The sequence below is a fragment of the Pseudomonas sp. BT-42-2 genome (assembly GCF_025847435.2).
Taxonomy (GTDB): Bacteria; Pseudomonadota; Gammaproteobacteria; order Pseudomonadales; family Pseudomonadaceae; genus Aquipseudomonas; species Aquipseudomonas urmiensis.
This window is the reverse complement of the sequence record NZ_JAOYTM010000016.1, coordinates 110,432-130,036: the sequence shown is the minus strand read 5'-3', so window position 1 is coordinate 130,036 and position 19,605 is coordinate 110,432. Positions and strand designations below refer to the sequence as shown.

The following is a 19,605-nucleotide window of genomic DNA, read 5'->3' as shown; positions in this document are numbered from 1 at the left end:
GCTTGCTTAACCTCGCGTCACAACGCTTTCGGCCAGGATCGCCAGCACCAATTGCTGGAAGTCCAGACCGGCCGCGCGAGCCGCCATGGGCACCAGGCTATGATCAGTCATGCCCGGTGCGGTGTTGACTTCGAGCAGCCAGAACCGGCCCTGCTCGTCCTGCATCACGTCCAGCCGGCCCCAGCCTTCGATGCCGATGGCATCGCAGGCGCGCGCGGTCAGGTCGATCAGTTCCTGTTCCTTGGCACTGTCCAGGCCGCACGGGATGCGGTACTGGGTGTCATTGGCGATGTACTTGGCGTCGTAGTCGTAGAACACGTGCGGCGTGCCCAGGGCGATCGGCGGCAGCACCTGGCCACGCAATACGGCGATGGTGAATTCCGGGCCGTGGATCCATTGCTCGACCAGGACTTGCGAATCGTACTTGGCGGCGTCTTGCCAGGCGGCGACCAGCTCTTCAACGCTGTTCACCTTGGCCATGCCGATACTTGAGCCTTCATGGGCGGGTTTGACGATCAGCGGGAAGCCCAGTTCCGTACCGGCGGCAACACAATCGTCTTTGCTACCCAACACGGCGTGACGTGGCGTTGGAATACCCAAGCTCTGCCACACCTGCTTGGTGCGCAGCTTGTCCATGGCCAGCGCCGAAGCGAGGATGCCACTGCCGGTGTAGGGGATACCCAGGCACTCGAGCAGGCCTTGCATGCTGCCGTCTTCACCGCCACGACCGTGGAGGATGATGAAGGCGCGATCGATCTTCTCGCTTTGCAGGCGAGTGAGCAGGTCGTCGCCGACATCGATGGCGACCACGTCGACCCCAGCGCTGGTCAGCGCGTCGATCACTGCGGCGCCGGATTTCAGCGACACCTCACGCTCGGCGCTCTTGCCGCCGTAGAGCACGGCGACGCGGCCGAACGCCTTGACGTCCAGGGTCGAGTGCAGCTTGTCGTAGGCGCTGGTCATTTGGACTTCTCCTGCTTTACTACGGCGCCAGCGAACAGCGGGCTTTTCATCAGTTGCGGGGCCAGGCCACCGATATCACCGGCACCCTGGCACAGCAGGATGTCGCCGGCGCGCAGCAGCGGCTTGACCAGCGGCGCCAACTCCACGCCTCGTTCGATGTAGATCGGATCGAGCTGGCCACGTTGGCGAATGCTGTGGCACAGCTGGCGGCTGTCGGCACCTGGAATCGGCTCTTCGCCAGCCGGATAGACTTCCATCAGCAGCAGCACGTTGGCATCGGCCAGCACCTGGACGAAATCGTCGTACAGATCGCGCGTACGGCTGTAGCGGTGTGGCTGGTAGACCATCACCAGACGCCGGCTTGGCCAGCCACCGCGCACCGCCTTGATCACCGCGGCGACTTCGGTCGGGTGGTGACCGTAATCGTCGACCAGCATCACGCTGCCGCCGTCGACCGGCAGTTCGCCGTAGACCTGGAAGCGTCGACCCACGCCCTGGAAGCCAGACAGCCCCTGGACGATGGCGGCATCGCTGATGCCCTCGTCAGTGGCGATGGCGATGGTCGCCAAGGCGTTGAGCACGTTGTGGTTGCCTGGCATGTTGACCGACACCTGAAGCGGCTCGCAGTCGCGGCGCAGCACGGTGAAGTGGGTCTGCATGCCCTGCTGGCGCACGTTGATGGCGCGAATGTCGGCCTCTTCGCTGAAGCCATAGGTCACCGTTGGACGCTTGACCTGCGGCAGGATCTCACGCACCACCGGATCGTCCAGGCACATTACCGCCAGACCGTAGAACGGCAGGTTGTGCAGGAACTCAACGAAGGTTTTCTTCAACTTGTTGAAGTCGCCTTCGTAGGTAGCCATGTGGTCGGCGTCGATGTTGGTGACCACGGCAACCATCGGCTGCAGATGCAGGAAGCTGGCGTCGCTCTCGTCCGCTTCGGCGATCAGGTAGCGGCTGGCGCCGAGCTGGGCATTGGTGCCCGCTGCGGTCAGACGACCACCGATGACGAAGGTCGGGTCCAGCCCACCAGCGGCGAACACCGAGGCCAGCAGGCTGGTGGTGGTGGTCTTGCCATGGGTGCCGGCAACGGCGATGCCGTGGCGGTAGCGCATCAGCTCGGCGAGCATCTCGGCACGCGGCACCACGGGAATGCGCCGCTCAAGTGCGGTGGCGACTTCCGGGTTGGCCGGATTGATTGCGCTGGACACCACCAGCACATCGGCATTGGCGGCGTTCTCGGCGCGGTGGCCGACGAAGATTTGCGCGCCGAACGACTCCAGGCGCTCGGTAACCGGCGAGGCCTTGAGGTCGGAGCCGGACACTTCATAGCCCAGGTTCAGCAGCACTTCGGCAATACCGCACATGCCCACGCCGCCGATACCGACGAAGTGGATACGGCGGATACGGCCCATTTTTGGCTGGGGAATGGCTTTCTGGCTTTCAACCATGGGCCACCTCCAGGCAGATATCGACCACGGTGCTGGTTGCGGCAGGCTTGGCCAGGCGCCGTGCGGTGCCAGCCATGGAATTGAGTTTCTCGGGTTGCATCAGCACCTCGTTCAGGCGTTCAGCGAGCTGCGCTGCGCCAGTTGTCGCTTGTGGCATCAGGAAGGCGGCGCCTTCACGAGCCAGATAGTTGGCATTGTGGGTCTGGTGGTCATCGATGGCGTGGGGCAAAGGCACCAGCATCGAGGGCAGGCCTGCCGCAGCGAGCTCGCTGACGGTCAGGGCACCGGCCCGGCACACCACCATATCGGCCCAGCCGTAGGCGTGGGCCATGTCCTTGATGAACGGCTCGACCTGAGCCGCGACCCCGGCTTCGCGATATCGCTCGGCGGTGATCGGCGCATGCTGCTTACCGGCCTGGTGGAACACCTCTGGCCGAAGGTCTGCAGACACTTGCGACAGGGCGTTAGGCAGCAATTTATTCAATGGTTCCGCACCGAGGCTGCCCCCGAGCACCAACAAGCGCGCACGGCGCTCGGCCAGCGGTGCGCGCTGGGCGTCGAGGAACAGTTCCGGGCGCACCGGATTGCCCGTGGTGCGGCGTTTTTCGCTGGCCGGGAAGGTGTCCGGGAAGGCTTCGCAGACCCGCGCTGCCAGCGGCACCAGCAGGCGATTGGCGGTACCGGCGCGAGCGTTCTGCTCGTGGATCACCAGCGGTACGCCGCACAGTTTTGCCGCCACTCCACCAGGGCCTGTGACATAGCCGCCGAAACCGATCACGCAGACCGGCTTGAGCTGGGCGATGATCTTGCGCGCCTGCAACACAGCCTTGATCAGGGTGAACGGCGCCTTGAGCAGCGACAGCTTGCCCTTGCCGCGCAAGCCAGTGACCTGGATCAGGTGCAGCGCCAGGCCAGCCTGCGGCACCAGCTCGTTTTCGATACCGCGTGGGGTGCCCAACCAGTGCACGCTGTAGCCGCGCGCCTGGAATTCACGGGCGCAGGCCAGCGCCGGGAACACATGTCCGCCAGTGCCGCCTGCCATGATCAGAACGTTTTTACCGTCAGCGGCCATGAGCGGTCTCCTCGGCAAAATCGCTTTCTTTGAATTCGTGCTCTTCGCTGCCCAGGTGCGTGCGACTTTCCCATTCGATGCGCAGCAACAGCCCGACACAGGCACAGCAGATCACCAACGAACTGCCGCCGTAACTGAGGAACGGCAAGGTCAGGCCCTTGGTCGGCAGCAGGCCGACGTTCACACCGATGTTGATCAGGAACTGGCCGATCCACAGGAACGCCAGGCCGAAGGCCATGTAGGCGGCGAAGAATTGCTTGGCCTTCTCGGCCCACAGGCCGATGTACAGCGCGCGCACAGTGATGAACACGAACAGCGCCACGGTGCACAGGGTGCCGACCACGCCCAGCTCTTCGGCCAATACCGAGAACACGAAGTCGGTGTGCGCCTCAGGCAGGTAGAACTGTTTCTGCACGCTGTTGCCCAGGCCCACGCCCAGCCATTCGCCGCGACCAAAGGCGATCAGCGCCTGGGTCAACTGGTAGCCGGAACCGAACTGATCGGACCAGGGGTCGGTGAAGGTGATCAGCCGCGCCATTCGATAGGGCTGCGCCTGGACCAGGACAAACACCGCAACCACTGCCAGCACCACCATCAGCGAGAAGCGGAACAGCCCCACCCCGCCGAGGAACAGCATCGCTGCGGCGGCGCCCATCATCACCACGGTGGCGCCGAAGTCCGGTTCCATCAGCAACAGCCCGGCCATCGGCAGCAACACGATGAACGGCTTGAAGAAGCCCATCCAGCTCTCACGCACTTCCTGCTGGCGACGCACCAAGTAGCCGGCCAGGTAGATGACCACGAAGACCTTGGCGATCTCCGATGGCTGGACGTTGAAGAAGCTGAAACCAATCCAGCGCATCGAGCCGTTCACTTCACGGCCAATGCCCGGCACCAGCACCAGGAACAGCAAGCCGAAGGCGGCCAGCAGCATCATGAAGCCCATGCGTTGCCAGGTGGCGATCGGCACCAACATGGTCACCCCGCCGGCGACCAGGCCAATGGCCACGTACACCAGGTGGCGGAACATGTGGTAAAGCGGATTGCCGGACTGCACGGCGGCCACTTCCGAGGAGGCCGAGGTGATCATCACCAGGCCCAGGCCGAGCAGTGCCAGGCAGCCCGCAAGGAAGGCGAAGTCGAGGTCGATGCCACGGCCACTGATCAGCGGCGACGGGTATGGCTTGAGGATGCCGAAGATCATGCCAGGCCTCCCGCCGCCTGGGCGAACAGGCGCCCACGCTCTTCGAAGTTCTTGAACATGTCGAGGCTGGCGCAAGCGGGCGACAGCAACACGGCATCGCCAGGCTGGGCCAGTTCGGCGCACTGCTGGACGGCCTCGTCCAGGGTCTTGACCCGCACCAGCGGCACGGCATCACCCAGCGTTTGCGCCAGGCGCTCGGCATCGCGGCCAAGCAACACCACGGCGCGGCAGTAGCGTGCAATCGGCTCACGCAGCGCGGCAAAGTCGGCGCCCTTGCCGTCACCGCCAGCGATCAACACCAGCTTGCCTTGGATATCGGCGCCCAAACCTTCGATGGCCGCCAGGGCGGCACCGACGTTGGTCGCCTTGGAATCGTCGTACCAGTTCACTCCATTGCGCTCGCGCACCCACTGGCAGCGATGGGCCAGGCCGCTGAATTCGCGCAGTGCTGCCAGCATCGGCGCGAACGGCAAGCCCACGGCATGGCCCAGGGCCAAGGCCGCCAGGGCATTGCTCTGGTTATGCGCACCGCGAATTTTCAGCTCGCGCACCGGCATCAGGTTCTGGAATTCGAATGCCAGGTACTTCTCACCATCGACTTCACGCAGGCCAAAGGCCTTGAAGTCGGGGGCGTTCAAACCGAAGCTCCAGCATGGACGGCCTTCGACCGGCAGTGGCCGGGTCAGGGCGTCCTGGCGGTTGACGACCACCTGGTTGGCGCCACGGAAGATCCGGTGCTTGGCCAGGTGGTAGGCCGGCAGACCGCTGTAGCGATCCATGTGGTCTTCACTGATGTTCAGCACGGTCGCCACTTCGGCGTTGAGCTGATCGGTGGTCTCCAGCTGGAAGCTCGACAGCTCCATGACGTACAACTCGACGCGGTCATCGAGCAGGTCCAGTGCGGGCGTCCCCAGGTTACCGCCGACTGCCACACGCTTGCCTGCCTTGGCGGCCATCTCGCCGACCAGGGTAGTTACCGTGCTCTTGGCGTTGGAGCCGCTGATGGCAATGATCGGTGCCTTGGCGTTGCGGGCGAACAGTTCGATGTCGCCCGACAGTTTGACGCCACGGGCTGCCGCTTGCTGCAGGGCCGGAGTGGCCAGGGCCAGGCCCGGGCTGACGTACAGCTCGTTGGCGCGGCACAGGAAGTCGACGTCCAGCTCACCACAGCGTACTTCCACCTGCGGGTATTCCCGGCGCAGGGTTTCCAGTTCCGGCGGTTGCTCGCGGGTGTCGGCGACCGCAAAGGCAATGCCCCGGTTCGCCAGGAAGCGAACCAGGGACATGCCGCTCTTGCCGAGGCCGACAACGATGCGGAATTGGTCGGAAGCGATCAGTGACACGCTCGTCTACCTCAGTTTCAGGGTTGCAAGGCCGATCAGCACCAGAATCACCGTGATAATCCAGAAGCGGACGATCACCCGTGGCTCAGGCCAACCCTTGAGTTCAAAGTGGTGGTGGATCGGTGCCATGCGGAACACGCGCTTGCCGGTCAACTTGAAGGAGGCGACCTGGATCACCACCGACAGGGTTTCCATGACGAACACACCGCCCATGATGAACAGCACGATTTCCTGGCGCACGATCACCGCGATGGTGCCAAGCGCTGCGCCCAGCGCCAGGGCGCCGACGTCGCCCATGAATACCTGGGCCGGATAGGTGTTGAACCAGAGGAAGCCCAGGCCCGCACCGATCAGCGCGCCGCAGAACACGATCAGCTCGCCCGCGCCCGGCACGTACGGAATCAACAGGTACTCGGCGAACTTCACGTTACCCGACAGGTAGCAGAAGATGCCCAGTGCACCGCCGACCATCACCGTCGGCATGATCGCCAGCCCATCGAGGCCGTCAGTCAGGTTGACCGCGTTGCTCGAACCGACGATGACGAAATAGGTCAGCACCACGAAGCCGATCCCCAGGGGGATGGTCAGGTCCTTGACGAACGGCACGATCAGCGTGGTCTCGACGCTGGTCGGCGCAGTCATGTAGAGGAAGATTGCCGCACCCAGGCCGAACACCGATTGCCAGAAGTACTTCCAACGGCTCGGCAGGCCACGCGAGTTCTTCTCGATCACCTTGCGGTAGTCATCGACCCAGCCAATGGCGCCGAACAGCAGGGTGACGATCAGCACCACCCAGACATAGCGGTTGGTCAGGTCAGCCCAGAGCAAGGTACTGATGGCGATGGCAGACAGGATCAAGGCACCGCCCATGGTCGGGGTGCCGGACTTGGACAGGTGCGATTGCGGGCCGTCATTGCGCACAGCCTGACCGATCTGACGGATTTGCAGGGTACGAATCATCCACGGGCCCAGCCACAGCGACAGCGACAACGCAGTCAGCACCCCGAGGATCCCGCGCAGGGACAGGTACTGGAAGACCGCGAAGCCTTTGTGGAACTGCTGCAGATACTCAGCCAACAGCAAAAGCATTAATGTTTCTCCCCGCTGGCACCGCACAAGGCCGCCACGACGTTTTCCATCGCAGCGCTGCGCGAGCCCTTGATCAAGATAGTGGTGTCGCTGGCGTTCTCACCGCGAACGGCGTCGATCAGCTCAGCTTGAGTAGCGAAATGACGGCCATTGGCGCCGAACGCCCTGACCGCATGTGTCATGTTGGTCCCTACCGCGTACAAGGCGTCGACCTTGCCGCGTGCGTAGTCGCCCACCTGCCGGTGGCCTTCCTCCGCCCATTGACCCAGTTCGCCGATATCCCCGAGCACCAGGACGGTGCGTCCGGAAAAGCCGGCGAGTATATCAATGGCGGCGCACATCGAGGTGGGATTTGCGTTGTAGCTGTCGTCGATGACCCGCACGCCATTGGGCGCGACTTGCGCCACGGTACGTCCCTTGACCGGCTGCACCGCGTTCAGGCCAGCGGCGATCCCCGGCAGCCTGACCCCCAGGGCATGCGCGGCGGCGGCCGCGGCCAGGGCATTGCTGACGTTGTGGGTGCCGAGCAGGTTCAACTGCACTGGGACCGAACCGGCCGGGCCGTGCAGAGTGAACGATGGGCAACCGCGCTCATCGCGACCCACGTCGCTGGCGTGGAAATCTGCCTGGCTGTTATTCAAGGCAAAACTGAGGATGGCGTGGCTGCCGGCGCGTTTTTGCCAGATCGCAAAGGCCTTGTCGTCCAGGTTGAGAATGGCCGTGCCGCCCTCGCCCAGGCCCTCAAGGATCTCGCCCTTGGCTTCGACGATTTTTTCCGGACCGCCGAACTCGCCGACATGGGCAGTGCCGGCGTTATTGATGATGACCACCTGCGGCCGGGTCAGGCCAACGGTGTAGCGGATCTCGCCGATGCGCGAAGCGCCCAGCTCGATCACTGCCGCCGTGTGCTCGACGCCGATTTCCAGCAGGGTCAGCGGCGCACCGAGATCATTGTTGAGGTTGCCACGGGTAGCCAGCACCGGCCCGCGCGTGCGCAAGATGGCGGCCAGCAGTTCCTTGACCGTGGTCTTGCCGCTGGAACCGGTGATGGCTGCGACCGGCTTGTCGAAGGCGGCGCGGTTCAGCGCACCGAGCTGACCGAGAGCCAGGCGGCAGTCGGCGACGACCAGCTGCGGCAGATCGACATCGGCAACCTCGCGCTCGACCAACGCCGCCACGGCGCCTTTGGCCTTCACGTCGGCCAGGTAATCGTGACCATCGAAACGTGGCCCGGCGAGCGCGACGAACAGCTGGCCATCGGTGACCGTGCGGCTGTCGATACTGACCCCGCTGAAACTGATGTCAGTACCAACCAGGCGCGCTTGCAGTGGTGCCGTCAGCTGGCTAAGGGTCATGGGCTTAAGCATGTGGAGCCTCCCAGGCTGCTAGTGCCTTTTCGGCTTCGACCAGGTCGGAGAAATCGTGGCGCTCGCCGTTGATCTCTTGGTAGTCCTCGTGCCCCTTGCCGGCCAGGACGATGACATCGTCGGCCGCGGCGGTGGCGATCAGGTGGGCAATGGCCGCGCCCCGGCCGGCGACGAATTCGACCGCACCAGGCTGGGCGAAGCCAGGGCGGATATCGTCGAAGATCAGCGCAGGATCTTCAGTACGCGGGTTGTCGTCGGTGACCAGCACGCGATCAGCCAGGCGCTCGGCCACATCGGCCATCAGTGGACGCTTGCCACGGTCACGGTCGCCACCGCAGCCGAACAGGCACAGCAGCTTGCCATGAGCATGTGGGCGCAGGGCTTCGAGGACTTTTTCCAAGGCGTCGGGGGTGTGCGCGTAGTCGACCACGACCAACGGCTTGTCGCCGCCGCCCAGACGCTGCATGCGCCCGACCGGGCCTTGCAGTTTCGCTGTGACCTTGAGGACTTCGTCGAGCGAGTAGTCCAGGGCGAGCAAAGTGGCGACCGCCGCGAGCATGTTGCTCAGGTTGAAGCGCCCCAGCAGCTGGCTGCGCAGGATGCTTTCACCTTGCGCCGTCACCAGGATGGCATGCACGCCATCGTCGTCGAACTTGGCTTCGCGGCAGAACAACGACGCCTCGGGGTTTTCCAAGCTGTAGCTGAGCAGCCGCGTTTCGACGTGATCGGCAGCCGGCTTGCGGGCGAAATCGGCCGCCAGGCGACGACCGAACTCATCGTCCAGGTTGACCACTTGGGCGCGCAGGTTAGGCCAGGCGAACAACTTGGCCTTGGCCGCTTCATAGGCCTGCATGCTGCCGTGGTAGTCCAGGTGGTCACGCGACAGGTTGGTCATCACCGCGATGTCGAAGGCGAGCGCGGCAACCCGGCCCTGCTCCAGCGCATGCGACGAGACTTCCATGGCCACGGCCTTGCCACCGGCTTTCTTCAGGTCGTACAGGGTCGCCTGCACGGCAATCGGGTCAGGCGTGGTCAAGCGACCGCTCTGCAGCTCGCCGTAGAATCCGGTGCCGAGCGTACCAATCAGCCCGCAACGCTGACCCAATGCATCGAGCGCCTGCGCCAGCAGCTGGGTAACACTGGTTTTGCCGTTGGTGCCGGTGACGCCGATCAGATTGAGCTGACGGCTCGGCTCGCCATAGAAGCGCCCGGCAATCTCCGACAGTTGGGCGATCAAGCCTTTGACAGGGATTAGCGGCGCGTCAGTGATCGGCAGTACGGTTGCGCCCTGCTCTTCATAGGCGACCGCCGCAGCGCCACGGGCCAAGGCATCGGCGATGTGGTCGCGACCGTCGACTTTGGCCCCTGGCACAGCCAGGAACAGGTCGCCTGGACGCACGGCACGGCTGTCCAGGGTCAATTCGCGGATCAGCGGATCGCGGCTGGCATGGGCGAACAGCTTGCTCAGTGGCATCGTCATCAACCACGCCCTCCTTTGGCGACTGCGGCGTTGACCTGCTGCGGCGCGGCAGGCGTTGCGGGTGCAGGCGGCGGCAGGTTGTCTGGCGGTACGTTCATCAGGCGCAGGGTGCCCGACATCACTTTGCTGAAGACCGGCGCCGAGACCAGGCCGCCGAAGTAACCACCCTTGCTCGGCTCATCGATGACCACGACGATCGCATAACGCGGATCGCTCATCGGACCGAAGCCGGCGAACAGCGAACGGTAGGCGTTTTCGGTGTAGCCCTTAGAGCCGACGGTCGCTTTACGCGCGGTACCGGACTTGCCGCCGACGTGATAGAACGGCACCTGTGCCCGGTATACACCGCGCGGCGCTTCAATGACCTGCTGGAGCATGCCCTGGATGGTTTCGGCGGTCTCCTTGGGCACCACTTGCGTGGATTCTGGGGTCTTGTCGACCTTGACGATGCTCAGAGGCACCATCTTGCCGTCGTTGGCCAGGGCGGCGTAGGCGTGCACCAGTTGCAGCGCGGTGACCGACAGGCCGTAGCCGTACGACAGGGTCGCAGTCTCGGCCTTGCGCCACTCACGGTGGTTAGGCAGGTTCCCTACGCGCTCGCCGGGGAAGCCCAGGCCGGTGTACTGCCCCAGGCCCAGCTGCGACATGACTCGGTAGATGGCTTCACCGCCGATATCGAAGGCGATCTTGCTCATGCCTACGTTGGACGAGTTGATCAGGATGCCGGTCAGGTCGAGAATCGGGCCTTCGCTGCGTGACACGTCCTTGATGGTGTAGCGGCCAATCTGCAGACTGCCCGGATAGACCTCGACCTTGTCGGTCGGCTTCCAGCGCCCGCTTTGCAGGGCGGCGCTCATCGACAACGGCTTGACTGTCGAGCCTGGCTCGAACACATCGATGATCGCCCGGTTGCGCATGGCGGCCGGGAACATGCTGCGGCGGTTGTTCGGGTTGTAAGTCGGCTGGTTGACCATGGCCAGCACTTCGCCGGTCTTGACGTCCATGATCACCAGACTGCCGGCCTTGGCTTCCTGCTCGGCGATGGCATTACGCAGCTCGCGGGTAGCCAGGTATTGCAGGCGCAGGTCTATCGACAACGCCAAGGTCTTTCCGGCCTTGGCGTTTTTGGTTACCTGGATGTCTTTGATCAACCGGCCGCGCCGGTCCTTGATCACCTGGCGCTTGCCGGGCACTCCGGCCAGCCATTCGTCGTAGGCCAGTTCCACCCCTTCGCGGCCGTGGTCGTCCAGGTCGGTAAAGCCAACCATATGCGCGGTGACATCACCGGCCGGGTAGAAACGGCGGAATTCTTCCATGCCGTAGACACCCGGGACTTTCAGGTCCAGCACTTGCTGGCCTTGCTCTGGGGTGAGGCCGCGCACCAGGTAGATGAATTCTTTGTTGGCCTGCTGAGTAAGACGCTCGGTCAATTGCTGCGGGTTTTGCCCGAGCACGGCAGCCAATTGCGCCCAACGGTCTTTGTAAGGCTGCATTTCCTTGGGGTTGGCCCACAAGGTGGTGACCGGGGTACTCACCGCCAGCGGCTCGCCGTTGCGGTCGGTGATCAGCCCGCGGTGTGCCGGAATCTGGATATGACGCAGGCTGCGCGCATCGCCCTGGCCCTTGAGGAAGGCACGATCGACCACCTGCAGATCGATGATCCGCCAGCAAATGGCGCCGACCATCACTGCCAGCAAAGCGATCACGACGCGGAAGCGCCAGGGGTAGAGTGCGCCTTCGAGCTTCATCATGGCGCCACCATCCGCACTTCGTCAGCGGCAGGCACGCGCATCTTCAACTGCTCGCTGGCCAGGCTCTCGATGCGGCTGTGGGCAGTCCAGGTGCTTTGCTCAAGAATCAACCGGCCCCATTCGGCCTGGGCTTTGTCGCGCTCGCTCAGTTCGCCGTACAGGGTATTGAGCAACTGGCGGTTCCAGTGCGCGCTGTAGGACACGGCGATCGCTGAAACCAGCACACCGACAAACAGCAGGAGCATCAGGAAGCTACCGCCTGGCAAAGGTTTGGCAAATAGCCGGCTCACCGCAACTTCTCCGCCACCCGCATGACGGCGCTGCGCGCCCGCGGGTTGGCCTTGAGCTCGGCATCGGAGGCGAACTGCGCCTTGCCGATCAAGCGGATCTTCGGCTCGAAGACTTTGTGCTGCACCGGCAGGTTGCGCGGCAAGTTGTCTGCCTCGCCCTTGACCAGCTTGCGCATGAACAGCTTGACGATACGGTCTTCCAGCGAGTGGAAGCTGATCACTACCAGGCGGCCACCGACTTGCAGCGCATCGAGCGCAGCTTCAAGACCGGCTTCAAGATCGCCCAGCTCGTTGTTGACGTGAATCCGCAGACCCTGGAAGGCGCGGGTTGCCGGGTTCTTGCCTTTTTCCCAAGCTGGGTTGGCGACCTTGAGCACTTCGGCAAGGTCGGCGGTACGGGTGAACGGCTGTTTTTCGCGGCGCTCGACCACGGCACGGGCCATACGTCCGGAGAAACGCTCTTCGCCATATTCCTTGAAGACGCGGGCGATTTCTTCGACCGGGGCAGTGGCAATGAACTCGGCAGCACTGATGCCCTGGGCAGGGTTCATGCGCATGTCCAGTGGGCCGTCGTTGAGGAAGCTGAAGCCGCGCTCAGGATCATCGAGCTGCGGCGAGGACACGCCCAGGTCAAGCAGCACGCCACTGACCTTGCCCGCCAGGCCGCGCTCGGCCACTTCCCGGCCCAGCTCGGCAAAGCTGCGCTGCACAATGACGAAGCGGCCGTCTTCGGCCGCCAGCGCTTGCCCAGTAGCAATCGCTTGTGGATCTTTGTCGAACCCCAGCAGCCGGCCCTGCGGCCCCAACTTGCTGAGAATCAGGCGGCTGTGACCACCCCTGCCGAAGGTGCCATCGAGATAGCAACCATCGTCGCGCAGGGCCAGTGCCTCGACAGCTTCGTCGAGTAGCACGGTGATGTGGTTGAAGCCGCTATCTATCGTCACAGGATCAGGTCACGCAATTCATCAGGCATAGCGCCCGGTTGTTGGATAGCTGCAAGATCGGCTGCCGAAACTGCGTTCCAGGCATCCTCATCCCACAGCTGGAATTTATTCAGCTGCCCCACCAACATCGCCTTCTTGTCGAGCTTGGCGTATTCACGCAGGCGAGGCGGCACCAGGAAACGCCCACTGCCATCGAGCTCCAGGTCAACCGCATTACCGATCAGCAAACGCTGGAGGCGGCGGTTTTCCTCACGCAACGACGGCAAGGCGCGCAACTTGGCTTCTATCTGTTCCCACTCATCGAGGGGGTATACGCAAATGCAGGGATCGACCGCATCAATGGTCACGATCAACTGCCCTTGGCAACGCGAATCGAGCTCGTCACGGTACCGACTCGGCATGGCGAGTCTGCCCTTTGCATCGAGGCTGACGGCGTTGGCTCCGCGGAACACGGCTGCGATTCCCCACAATGTTAGCGTTTTTGTGTCAGAAAACCCACTTCATCCCACTTTCTGCCACTTGCGCACACTATAGGAATCCGCCCGCCACACCGTCAAGGCACGCTCGTAGGGAAATCCCTTACAGGACGGCGATTTAGCGTAACAATGAGAGCAAGAAGGAGTATCAGCAGGTAAATCTGAGGAAAAAAATCGCGCACACTCAGTCGGATAGAGTGCGAAGTTAAAGTAATTTATTAAGAGTAAGATTTTTTCGGTATTACCAATGCGTTCCTGCTATCGATTCAAGCAGGGAGGGAGAGGTGGAGAGTCGATCTGTAAGCCGGGTTTTGTCGAGGACAGTCATTCCTCTACGACGGCCATCACTGGACGCCTCTAGCAACCTACCCGGTTCCGACGCGGGCCACGCCTAATGGAACCCTATTTGGTCTTGCTCCGAGTGGGGTTTACCTAGCCACGAACTGTTGCCAGACGTGCGGTGCGCTCTTACCGCACCTTTTCACCCTTACCGGCACCGAAGTGCTTAGGCGGTTATTTTCTGTGGCACTTTCCGTAGGCTCGCGCCTCCCAGGCGTTACCTGGCACTCTGCCCTATGGAGCCCGGACTTTCCTCCCCCCTCTTTTGCGGAACAAAAGAAGGCAGCGACTGTCCGATCGACTCTCCGCCGACAAGGTTAACGGCAGGCGCGCTCAAGAACAAGTGATATAGCAGCTATATCGCCAAGCCGAGCGCGCTTTACGGCTGATCGCCCAGCACGCCTGTTCGGGCGCCGGCAAATAATTCGAAACACTCAATTGAATATCAGTAAGCCATTATTGGGCTTTCTGCTTTTCCAGCGCGGCCTGATAAAGCAGGTTTTTCCGCACACCGGTAATTTCTGCCGCCAAAGCAGTCGCACGCTTGAGCGGCAACTCAGCCAACAGCAGATCCAGTACCCGCTGTGCCTCGTTACTGATCGCCTGCTCATCTTCTGGCGCACTCCATCCGCCCACCAGCACCACGCACTCGCCACGCTGCTGGTTGCTGTCGCCAGCGACGAATGCGCGTAGCTCACCCAGGGGCAAACCCTTGAGGGTCTCGAAGGTTTTGGTCAGTTCACGCCCCAGCAACGCCGGACGATCAGCACCGAACACTGCCTCCATATCTTCGAGGCACTCAAGAATACGATGCGGTGCTTCATAGAAAATCAGCGTGCGCGGCTCTTCCCTGACCTGCTCCAGGCGAGCGCGACGCCCGGCGGTCTTGGCCGGCAGGAAGCCTTCGAAAATGAATCGGTCAGACGGCAGCCCGGCCGCGGACAACGCCGCGATCAGCGCGCAAGCGCCCGGCACTGGCACCACATTGACCCCGGCGGCACGCGCCTGGCGCACCAGGTGATAACCCGGATCGGAGATCAGCGGCGTGCCCGCATCGGAGACCAGCGCCACATCGTCACCCGCCAGCAGCCGGGTAATGAAGCGCCCACCTTCGTCACGCTCGTTGTGCTCATGACAGGCAGCCAGCGGGGTATCGATACCGAAATGCTGCATCAGGCGCACCGAGTGGCGAGTGTCCTCGGCAGCGATCAGGGCAACATCGGCCAATACCTTGAGCGCCCGCGCGCTCATATCGTCGAGGTTGCCGATAGGCGTGGCGACGACGTACAGCGTACCGGTGGTGGATTTCGAAGCCCCTGCTACATCTGTCACTGCGCACACCTGTCTTTCGGATCAAAGGCGCCATTGTAGCCCGAGCCTTGGCAATAGGGCGCAATGAACTTCACCGGCGCACGCCCTCAAGCGACCTATAGTGAAGGTTCAGCATCAGCAACATCGCGCCCCGGCCAGCGGTTGGGTACAATTGCCGGCCAACTTGATCGAGTAACAGGACCTTTACATGATCGCTTGCCTGCGGCTGCTTACAGCCCTCTGCCTCGCTGCCCTGCTGGCAGCTTGCGCCAGCTCGCCCTCATCCAGCCTGGGCGAACTCCCGCGCACCCCGGATGCCAGCATCGAACAGCTGCTCGACAAGGCAGCCAACAGCAAGTCGCCGGAGGACGCCGCGCTGCTGCGCCTGAGCGCCGCCGACCTTGCCTACAAGCAGAAGGACTACCCACGCGCCGCACGCATTCTCGAGCAGGTGCCACTGGATCCACTCAAGCCTGCCCAGCAAGTGTTCGCCAGCACGCTCAGCGCTGAACTGGCCATGAGCCGTAACCAGCCCAAGGCCGCCCTGACCGCCCTCGCCCACCCGAGCCTGCAGCGCCTTGGCGAGCTGCCCGAAGAGCAACAGGTGCGCACCTATAGCGTGCACGCCGCGGCGCTGGAGGCCGATGGCCAGACCCTCGCCGCTGCCCAGCAGCGCGTAGCGCTGACGCCACTGCTCAGCGGTCAGGCCGCCAGCGCCAACAATGACGCGATCTGGGCACTGGTCGCCGCGTTGCCAGCCGAGCAACTGCAACCGAGCACCGATCAAACCCTGGCCGGCTGGACCAGCCTGGCCCTGGCAGTGAAAAGCGCAGGCACCCTGGAGCAACAACAGGCCGCCATCGATACCTGGCGCACTCAGAACCCAGAGCACCCAGCGGCCAAGCAACTGCCGACCGCGCTGGTCAAGCTCAAGGAACTGGCCAGCCAACCCCTGACCAAGATCGCCCTGCTGCTGCCCCAGGAAGGCCAACTGGCCGGTGTCGCCCGCGCCCTGCGAGATGGCTTCATGGCTGCCCACTTCCAGGCCCAGCAATCCGGTCAAGCGGTGCCAGCGGTGCAGGTGTTCGACAGCTCGCGCATCAGCTCGCTGGACGACTTCTACCGTCAGGCCCAGGCCGCTGGCGTGCAACTGGTCATCGGCCCGCTGGAGAAGCCGCTGGTGAAGAAGCTCGCCGCCTACCCGCAGCTGCCGATCACTACCCTGGCCCTGAACTACGCCGACGCTGGCCAGAAAGCCCCGCCACAACTGTTCCAGTTCGGCTTGGCTGCTGAAGACGAAGCCCGCGAAGTCTCGCGCCGCGCCCGTGCCGATGGCATGGTTCGCGCCGTCGCCCTGGTGCCTAGCGGCGAATGGGGCGACCGCGTACTGGCCGCCTTCCGCAAGGACTGGGAAGCCAATGGCGGCACCCTGCTGGCCGCCGAGCGCATCGCCCAGCCGATTGCCCTGGCCCAACAGATTGCCGAGCTGTTCCAGCTGCGCCAGAGCGAGGGCCGCGCCAAGAGCCTGCAGAGCACTGTCGGTGGCAACATCGCCGCGCAGCCCTCGCGCCGCCAGGACATCGACTTCATCTTCCTCGCCTCGACGCCGCAGCAGGCCCAGCAGATCAAGCCGACCCTGAACTTCCAGTACGCCGGTGACGTGCCGGTCTATGCCACGTCCAACCTGTACAGCGCCAGCGGTGACGTCAACCAGTACAACGACATGACCGGCATCCGCTTCTGCGAAACGCCATGGCTGCTCGACAGCAGCAACAGCTTGCGCCAGCAAGTGGTCCAGCAGTGGCCGCAAGCTGCCGGCAGCCTGGGTCGCCTGTATGCCATGGGCGTCGATGCCTACAGCCTGGCGCCACGCCTGGGCCAACTCAAGGCTCTGCCGGACAACCGCGTCGAAGGCCTGTCGGGCAGCCTGAGCATGAATGCCAACCAGCGGGTTGAACGTCAACTGCCGTGGGCAGAGTTTGCTGGCGGCCAGGTCAAGCGCCTGCCGGACACCCCGCGCTAATGCCCGACGCATCGTCCAGCCGCGCCGGCCAAGATGCTGAAGACCAAGCCCTTGAGTATCTTCGAGGGCAAGGTTTGCAGCTAGTCACGCGCAACTGGCGATGCAAGGGTGGTGAGCTTGATCTGGTCATGCTCGACACCGATACAGTAGTATTCGTCGAAGTCCGCTACCGGCTGCACGCGGACTTCGGCGGCGCCCTCGGTAGCATCGACGGGCGCAAGCAGAAGCGACTGGCGCTAGCCGCCAACCTGTTCCTGCAGAAGGAGTCCCGCTGGGCCAATCATCCCTGCCGCTTCGATGTAGTCGCTCTGCAAGGCAGTGGCCACGCAGGCCAACCGCTGCAATGGCTGCAAAACGCCTTCGAATGCTGAACCCATTCCGAATTTTTTGCTCTATGTTTCGCGGGCTGGTCCCTGTTGCGCGTAGCAAAGGCCACCGCCCCTCTTAAGGTCACACCAGATGGACATGCAATCCCGAATTCGCCGGCTGTTTCAGGCCAGCATCGACACCAAGCAACAGGCAATGGACATCCTGGCACCGCACATCGAACATGCCAGCATGGTCATGGTCAATGCACTGCTCAACGAGGGCAAGATGCTCGCCTGCGGCAACGGCGGCTCGGCCGGCGACGCCCAGCATTTCTCCTCCGAGCTGCTCAACCGCTTCGAGCGCGAACGCCCGAGCCTGCCGGCGATCGCCTTGACCACCGACAGCTCGACGATTACCTCGATCGCCAACGACTACAGCTACAACGAAGTCTTCTCCAAGCAGATCCGCGCCCTGGGCCAGCCCGGCGACGTACTGCTGGCGATTTCCACCAGCGGTAACTCGGCCAACGTGATACAAGCGATCCAGGCCGCACATGACCGCGAAATGATTGTCGTAGCAATGACCGGGCGCGACGGCGGTGGCATGGCCTCGCTGCTGCTGCCCGAAGATGTAGAGATCCGCGTGCCTTCGACGGTCACCGCGCGGATCCAGGAAGTCCACCTGCTGGCGATCCACTGCCTGTGCGATCTGATCGACAGCCAACTGTTCGGGAGTGAAGAATGATCCCCAAGCGTTTCGGCCTGATGGCCCTGACCCTGTGCCTGAGCATCTCCGGCTGCAGCTCGGTCCTGACCTCGACCCGCGACAACCCCATCGAGGATGATCGCGGCACCCGTACCATCGGCAGCAAGATCGACGACTCGCTGATCGAGACCAAGGTCTCGGTCAACGTCGCCAAGGCCAACCCTGACCTGGACAAGGGTTCGCACATTGTCGTGAGCAGCTACAACGGTGTTGTACTGCTGGCCGGCCAGACCCCACGCGCCGACCTCAAGAGCCTCGCCGAGCAGACCGCAGGCCAGGTGCAACGGGTCAAGAAGGTCCACAACGAGCTGCAGGTGATGCAGCCCTCGTCGATCCTGGCGCGCAACAACGATGCCTGGCTGACCACCAAGATCAAGGCCTCGATGCTCGGTGACGCCAACGTCCCTGGCTCGCGGATCAAGGTGATCACAGAAAACGGTATCGTCTACCTGCTGGGCCTGGTCACCCAAAACGAAGCCAATGCCGCCACCAACGTGGTGCAGGGCGTCTCTGGCGTGCAGAAGATCGTCAAGCTGTTCGAATACATCGACTGATCAGCCACTACCATCGCGGGGCAAGCCCGCTCCCACGCGCCCTTGCTCTGAGCACTCGCGTGCGAGCGGACTTACCACGCGGTGCTTACACCTCGACAACTCAGGAAACACCGCATGAACAAGTACCTGCTGCCCGCCCTGCTGATCGGCGCCTGCGCCACCCTGGCCGGCTGCTCCACCCCGAGCCTGATCACCCTGAACGATGGCCGCGAAATCCAGGCCGTGGACCAACCGCACTACGACCGTAACTCAGGCTTCTACGAGTTCGAACAACTGGACGGCAAGCGCACTCGCATCAACAAGGACCAGGTTCGCACCATCAGCGACCTGTGATAGCACGGCAGCCCGCTACGAGCGTGCAGGAGCGGGCCTGCTCCGCGACAGGTCAGACGCGGCAACACAAAAAAGGCGATCCATCACGGATCGCCTTTTTCGTTACTTGACCACCTTCAGACTCGGCCGGCCACTCGGGCGCGGCGGCTGTCCGCCACCCTCTGGCGGACCATCGTCATCTGGCTCGACACCTTCTTCTTCGAACTCATCTTCATCATCGCTCAATGGCGGCTCCAGCTCGAAGACCATGCCCTGGCCATTCTCTCGGGCGTAGATCCCGAGGATCGCGCTGATCGGCACATACAACGAATGGGCAACCCCACCAAAGCGACCTTCAAAGCTCACCGCCTCGTTGTCCATGTGCAGGCTACGCACTGCACTGGGGGAAATATTCAAAACTATCTGGCCATCACTGGCGAAGCCCTGAGGCACCTGGACGGCCGGGTACTCGGCGTTGACCAGCATATGGGGCGTGCAATCGTTGTCGACGATCCACTCGTACAGTGCTCTAACCAGATAGGGGCGACTGGAGTTCATCAAC

The 19,605-nt window shown here is 63.1% G+C and carries 19 protein-coding genes and 1 other RNA gene; 5 read left to right on the top strand and 15 right to left on the bottom strand.

All coding sequences use genetic code 11. The features are described from left to right. Positions 1–6: 6 nt before the first annotated feature. The 14 genes from OIU19_RS20085 to rsmI form a co-directional block, all read right to left on the bottom strand. Positions 7–963 carry a D-alanine--D-alanine ligase gene (locus OIU19_RS20085; protein ID WP_264236494.1) on the bottom strand — a complete coding sequence of 319 codons (957 nt, stop codon included), beginning with the start codon at positions 961–963 and terminating at the stop codon, positions 7–9. Beyond that, entirely contained in the window at positions 960–2,414 is a 1,455-nt protein-coding gene (gene murC / locus OIU19_RS20080) for a UDP-N-acetylmuramate--L-alanine ligase (RefSeq protein WP_264236493.1), read from the bottom strand. Before murC ends, OIU19_RS20085 begins: the two co-directional genes overlap by 4 nt. Then, positions 2,407–3,486: an undecaprenyldiphospho-muramoylpentapeptide beta-N-acetylglucosaminyltransferase gene (murG, locus tag OIU19_RS20075; protein WP_264236492.1), complete on the bottom strand. Its 1,080-nt coding sequence runs from the start codon at positions 3,484–3,486 to the stop codon at positions 2,407–2,409. Before murG ends, murC begins: the two co-directional genes overlap by 8 nt. Further along, the gene (gene ftsW / locus OIU19_RS20070; RefSeq protein WP_372353338.1) at positions 3,476–4,690 is read right to left on the bottom strand and encodes a putative lipid II flippase FtsW; all 1,215 of its coding nucleotides are present in this window, start codon (positions 4,688–4,690) and stop codon (positions 3,476–3,478) included. The genes murG and ftsW overlap by 11 nt, the downstream gene beginning before the upstream one ends. Then, positions 4,687–6,033 carry a UDP-N-acetylmuramoyl-L-alanine--D-glutamate ligase gene (gene murD, locus OIU19_RS20065; protein WP_264236491.1) on the bottom strand — a complete coding sequence of 449 codons (1,347 nt, stop codon included), beginning with the start codon at positions 6,031–6,033 and terminating at the stop codon, positions 4,687–4,689. Before murD ends, ftsW begins: the two co-directional genes overlap by 4 nt. 6 nt (positions 6,034–6,039) lie before the next feature. After that, a complete protein-coding gene (mraY, locus tag OIU19_RS20060) occupies positions 6,040–7,122 on the bottom strand; it encodes a phospho-N-acetylmuramoyl-pentapeptide-transferase (protein ID WP_264236490.1) in 1,083 nt (360 codons plus the stop codon). After that, positions 7,122–8,489 (bottom strand): UDP-N-acetylmuramoyl-tripeptide--D-alanyl-D-alanine ligase, encoded by a 1,368-nt coding sequence (gene murF, locus OIU19_RS20055; protein WP_264236488.1) that lies wholly within the window; start codon positions 8,487–8,489, stop codon positions 7,122–7,124. The genes mraY and murF overlap by 1 nt, the downstream gene beginning before the upstream one ends. Next, positions 8,482–9,969 (bottom strand): UDP-N-acetylmuramoyl-L-alanyl-D-glutamate--2,6-diaminopimelate ligase, encoded by a 1,488-nt coding sequence (locus OIU19_RS20050; protein ID WP_264236487.1) that lies wholly within the window; start codon positions 9,967–9,969, stop codon positions 8,482–8,484. The genes murF and OIU19_RS20050 overlap by 8 nt, the downstream gene beginning before the upstream one ends. After that, on the bottom strand, positions 9,969–11,717 hold the full coding sequence (locus OIU19_RS20045; protein WP_264236551.1) for a penicillin-binding protein 2: 1,749 nt from the start codon (positions 11,715–11,717) through the stop codon (positions 9,969–9,971). Before OIU19_RS20045 ends, OIU19_RS20050 begins: the two co-directional genes overlap by 1 nt. Then, positions 11,717–12,010, bottom strand: coding sequence for a cell division protein FtsL (gene ftsL / locus OIU19_RS20040; protein ID WP_027594009.1), 294 nt, complete (start codon positions 12,008–12,010; stop codon positions 11,717–11,719). Before ftsL ends, OIU19_RS20045 begins: the two co-directional genes overlap by 1 nt. Continuing rightward, positions 12,007–12,954, bottom strand: coding sequence for a 16S rRNA (cytosine(1402)-N(4))-methyltransferase RsmH (gene rsmH / locus OIU19_RS20035; RefSeq protein ID WP_372353337.1), 948 nt, complete (start codon positions 12,952–12,954; stop codon positions 12,007–12,009). Before rsmH ends, ftsL begins: the two co-directional genes overlap by 4 nt. Further along, the gene (gene mraZ, locus OIU19_RS20030) at positions 12,951–13,406 is read right to left on the bottom strand and encodes a division/cell wall cluster transcriptional repressor MraZ (RefSeq protein WP_186553864.1); all 456 of its coding nucleotides are present in this window, start codon (positions 13,404–13,406) and stop codon (positions 12,951–12,953) included. Before mraZ ends, rsmH begins: the two co-directional genes overlap by 4 nt. Positions 13,407–13,714: 308 nt before the next feature. Further along, positions 13,715–14,074, bottom strand: an RNA gene (gene rnpB, locus OIU19_RS20025) — RNase P RNA component class A. Positions 14,075–14,225: 151 nt separating this feature from the next. Beyond that, on the bottom strand, positions 14,226–15,101 hold the full coding sequence (rsmI, locus tag OIU19_RS20020) for a 16S rRNA (cytidine(1402)-2'-O)-methyltransferase (RefSeq protein ID WP_264236486.1): 876 nt from the start codon (positions 15,099–15,101) through the stop codon (positions 14,226–14,228). A 187-nt stretch (positions 15,102–15,288) separates the two neighbouring features. Here rsmI and OIU19_RS20015 point away from each other — a divergent pair, with 187 nt between their 5' ends. The 5 genes from OIU19_RS20015 to OIU19_RS19995 all read left to right on the top strand — a co-directional run bounded on the left by OIU19_RS20015 (position 15,289) and on the right by OIU19_RS19995 (position 19,064). Next, complete coding sequence (locus tag OIU19_RS20015) at positions 15,289–17,103, top strand: penicillin-binding protein activator (RefSeq protein ID WP_264236485.1); 1,815 nt, start codon at positions 15,289–15,291, stop codon at positions 17,101–17,103. Next, positions 17,103–17,474: a YraN family protein gene (locus OIU19_RS20010; protein WP_264236484.1), complete on the top strand. Its 372-nt coding sequence runs from the start codon at positions 17,103–17,105 to the stop codon at positions 17,472–17,474. Before OIU19_RS20015 ends, OIU19_RS20010 begins: the two co-directional genes overlap by 1 nt. Before the next feature lie 88 nt (positions 17,475–17,562). Next, the gene (locus OIU19_RS20005; RefSeq protein ID WP_186553860.1) at positions 17,563–18,156 is read left to right on the top strand and encodes a phosphoheptose isomerase; all 594 of its coding nucleotides are present in this window, start codon (positions 17,563–17,565) and stop codon (positions 18,154–18,156) included. Continuing rightward, positions 18,153–18,731 carry a BON domain-containing protein gene (locus tag OIU19_RS20000; protein WP_264236483.1) on the top strand — a complete coding sequence of 193 codons (579 nt, stop codon included), beginning with the start codon at positions 18,153–18,155 and terminating at the stop codon, positions 18,729–18,731. Before OIU19_RS20005 ends, OIU19_RS20000 begins: the two co-directional genes overlap by 4 nt. Before the next feature lie 114 nt (positions 18,732–18,845). Continuing rightward, the gene (locus tag OIU19_RS19995) at positions 18,846–19,064 is read left to right on the top strand and encodes a YgdI/YgdR family lipoprotein (protein ID WP_186553858.1); all 219 of its coding nucleotides are present in this window, start codon (positions 18,846–18,848) and stop codon (positions 19,062–19,064) included. Positions 19,065–19,166: 102 nt separating this feature from the next. Here the strand turns inward: OIU19_RS19995 and OIU19_RS19990 are convergent, their stop codons facing one another. Beyond that, entirely contained in the window at positions 19,167–19,601 is a 435-nt protein-coding gene (locus tag OIU19_RS19990; RefSeq protein WP_264236482.1) for a ClpXP protease specificity-enhancing factor, read from the bottom strand. Positions 19,602–19,605 lie beyond the last annotated feature (4 nt).

What these genes read in the sequence shown, in the direction of transcription:
- OIU19_RS20085 (WP_264236494.1), bottom strand. Translation starts at nt 963, where the DNA reads ATGACCAGCGCCTACGACAAGCTGCACTCGACCCTGGACGTCAAGGCG.
- murC (WP_264236493.1), bottom strand. Translation starts at nt 2,414, where the DNA reads ATGGTTGAAAGCCAGAAAGCCATTCCCCAGCCAAAAATGGGCCGTATC.
- murG (WP_264236492.1), bottom strand. Translation starts at nt 3,486, where the DNA reads ATGGCCGCTGACGGTAAAAACGTTCTGATCATGGCAGGCGGCACTGGC.
- ftsW (WP_372353338.1), bottom strand. Translation starts at nt 4,690, where the DNA reads ATGATCTTCGGCATCCTCAAGCCATACCCGTCGCCGCTGATCAGTGGC.
- mraY (WP_264236490.1), bottom strand. Translation starts at nt 7,122, where the DNA reads ATGCTTTTGCTGTTGGCTGAGTATCTGCAGCAGTTCCACAAAGGCTTC.
- murF (WP_264236488.1), bottom strand. Translation starts at nt 8,489, where the DNA reads ATGCTTAAGCCCATGACCCTTAGCCAGCTGACGGCACCACTGCAAGCG.
- OIU19_RS20050 (WP_264236487.1), bottom strand. Translation starts at nt 9,969, where the DNA reads ATGACGATGCCACTGAGCAAGCTGTTCGCCCATGCCAGCCGCGATCCG.
- OIU19_RS20045 (WP_264236551.1), bottom strand. Translation starts at nt 11,717, where the DNA reads ATGAAGCTCGAAGGCGCACTCTACCCCTGGCGCTTCCGCGTCGTGATC.
- OIU19_RS20015 (WP_264236485.1), top strand. Translation starts at nt 15,289, where the DNA reads ATGATCGCTTGCCTGCGGCTGCTTACAGCCCTCTGCCTCGCTGCCCTG.
- OIU19_RS20010 (WP_264236484.1), top strand. Translation starts at nt 17,103, where the DNA reads ATGCCCGACGCATCGTCCAGCCGCGCCGGCCAAGATGCTGAAGACCAA.
- OIU19_RS20005 (WP_186553860.1), top strand. Translation starts at nt 17,563, where the DNA reads ATGGACATGCAATCCCGAATTCGCCGGCTGTTTCAGGCCAGCATCGAC.
- OIU19_RS20000 (WP_264236483.1), top strand. Translation starts at nt 18,153, where the DNA reads ATGATCCCCAAGCGTTTCGGCCTGATGGCCCTGACCCTGTGCCTGAGC.
- OIU19_RS19995 (WP_186553858.1), top strand. Translation starts at nt 18,846, where the DNA reads ATGAACAAGTACCTGCTGCCCGCCCTGCTGATCGGCGCCTGCGCCACC.
- OIU19_RS19990 (WP_264236482.1), bottom strand. Translation starts at nt 19,601, where the DNA reads ATGAACTCCAGTCGCCCCTATCTGGTTAGAGCACTGTACGAGTGGATC.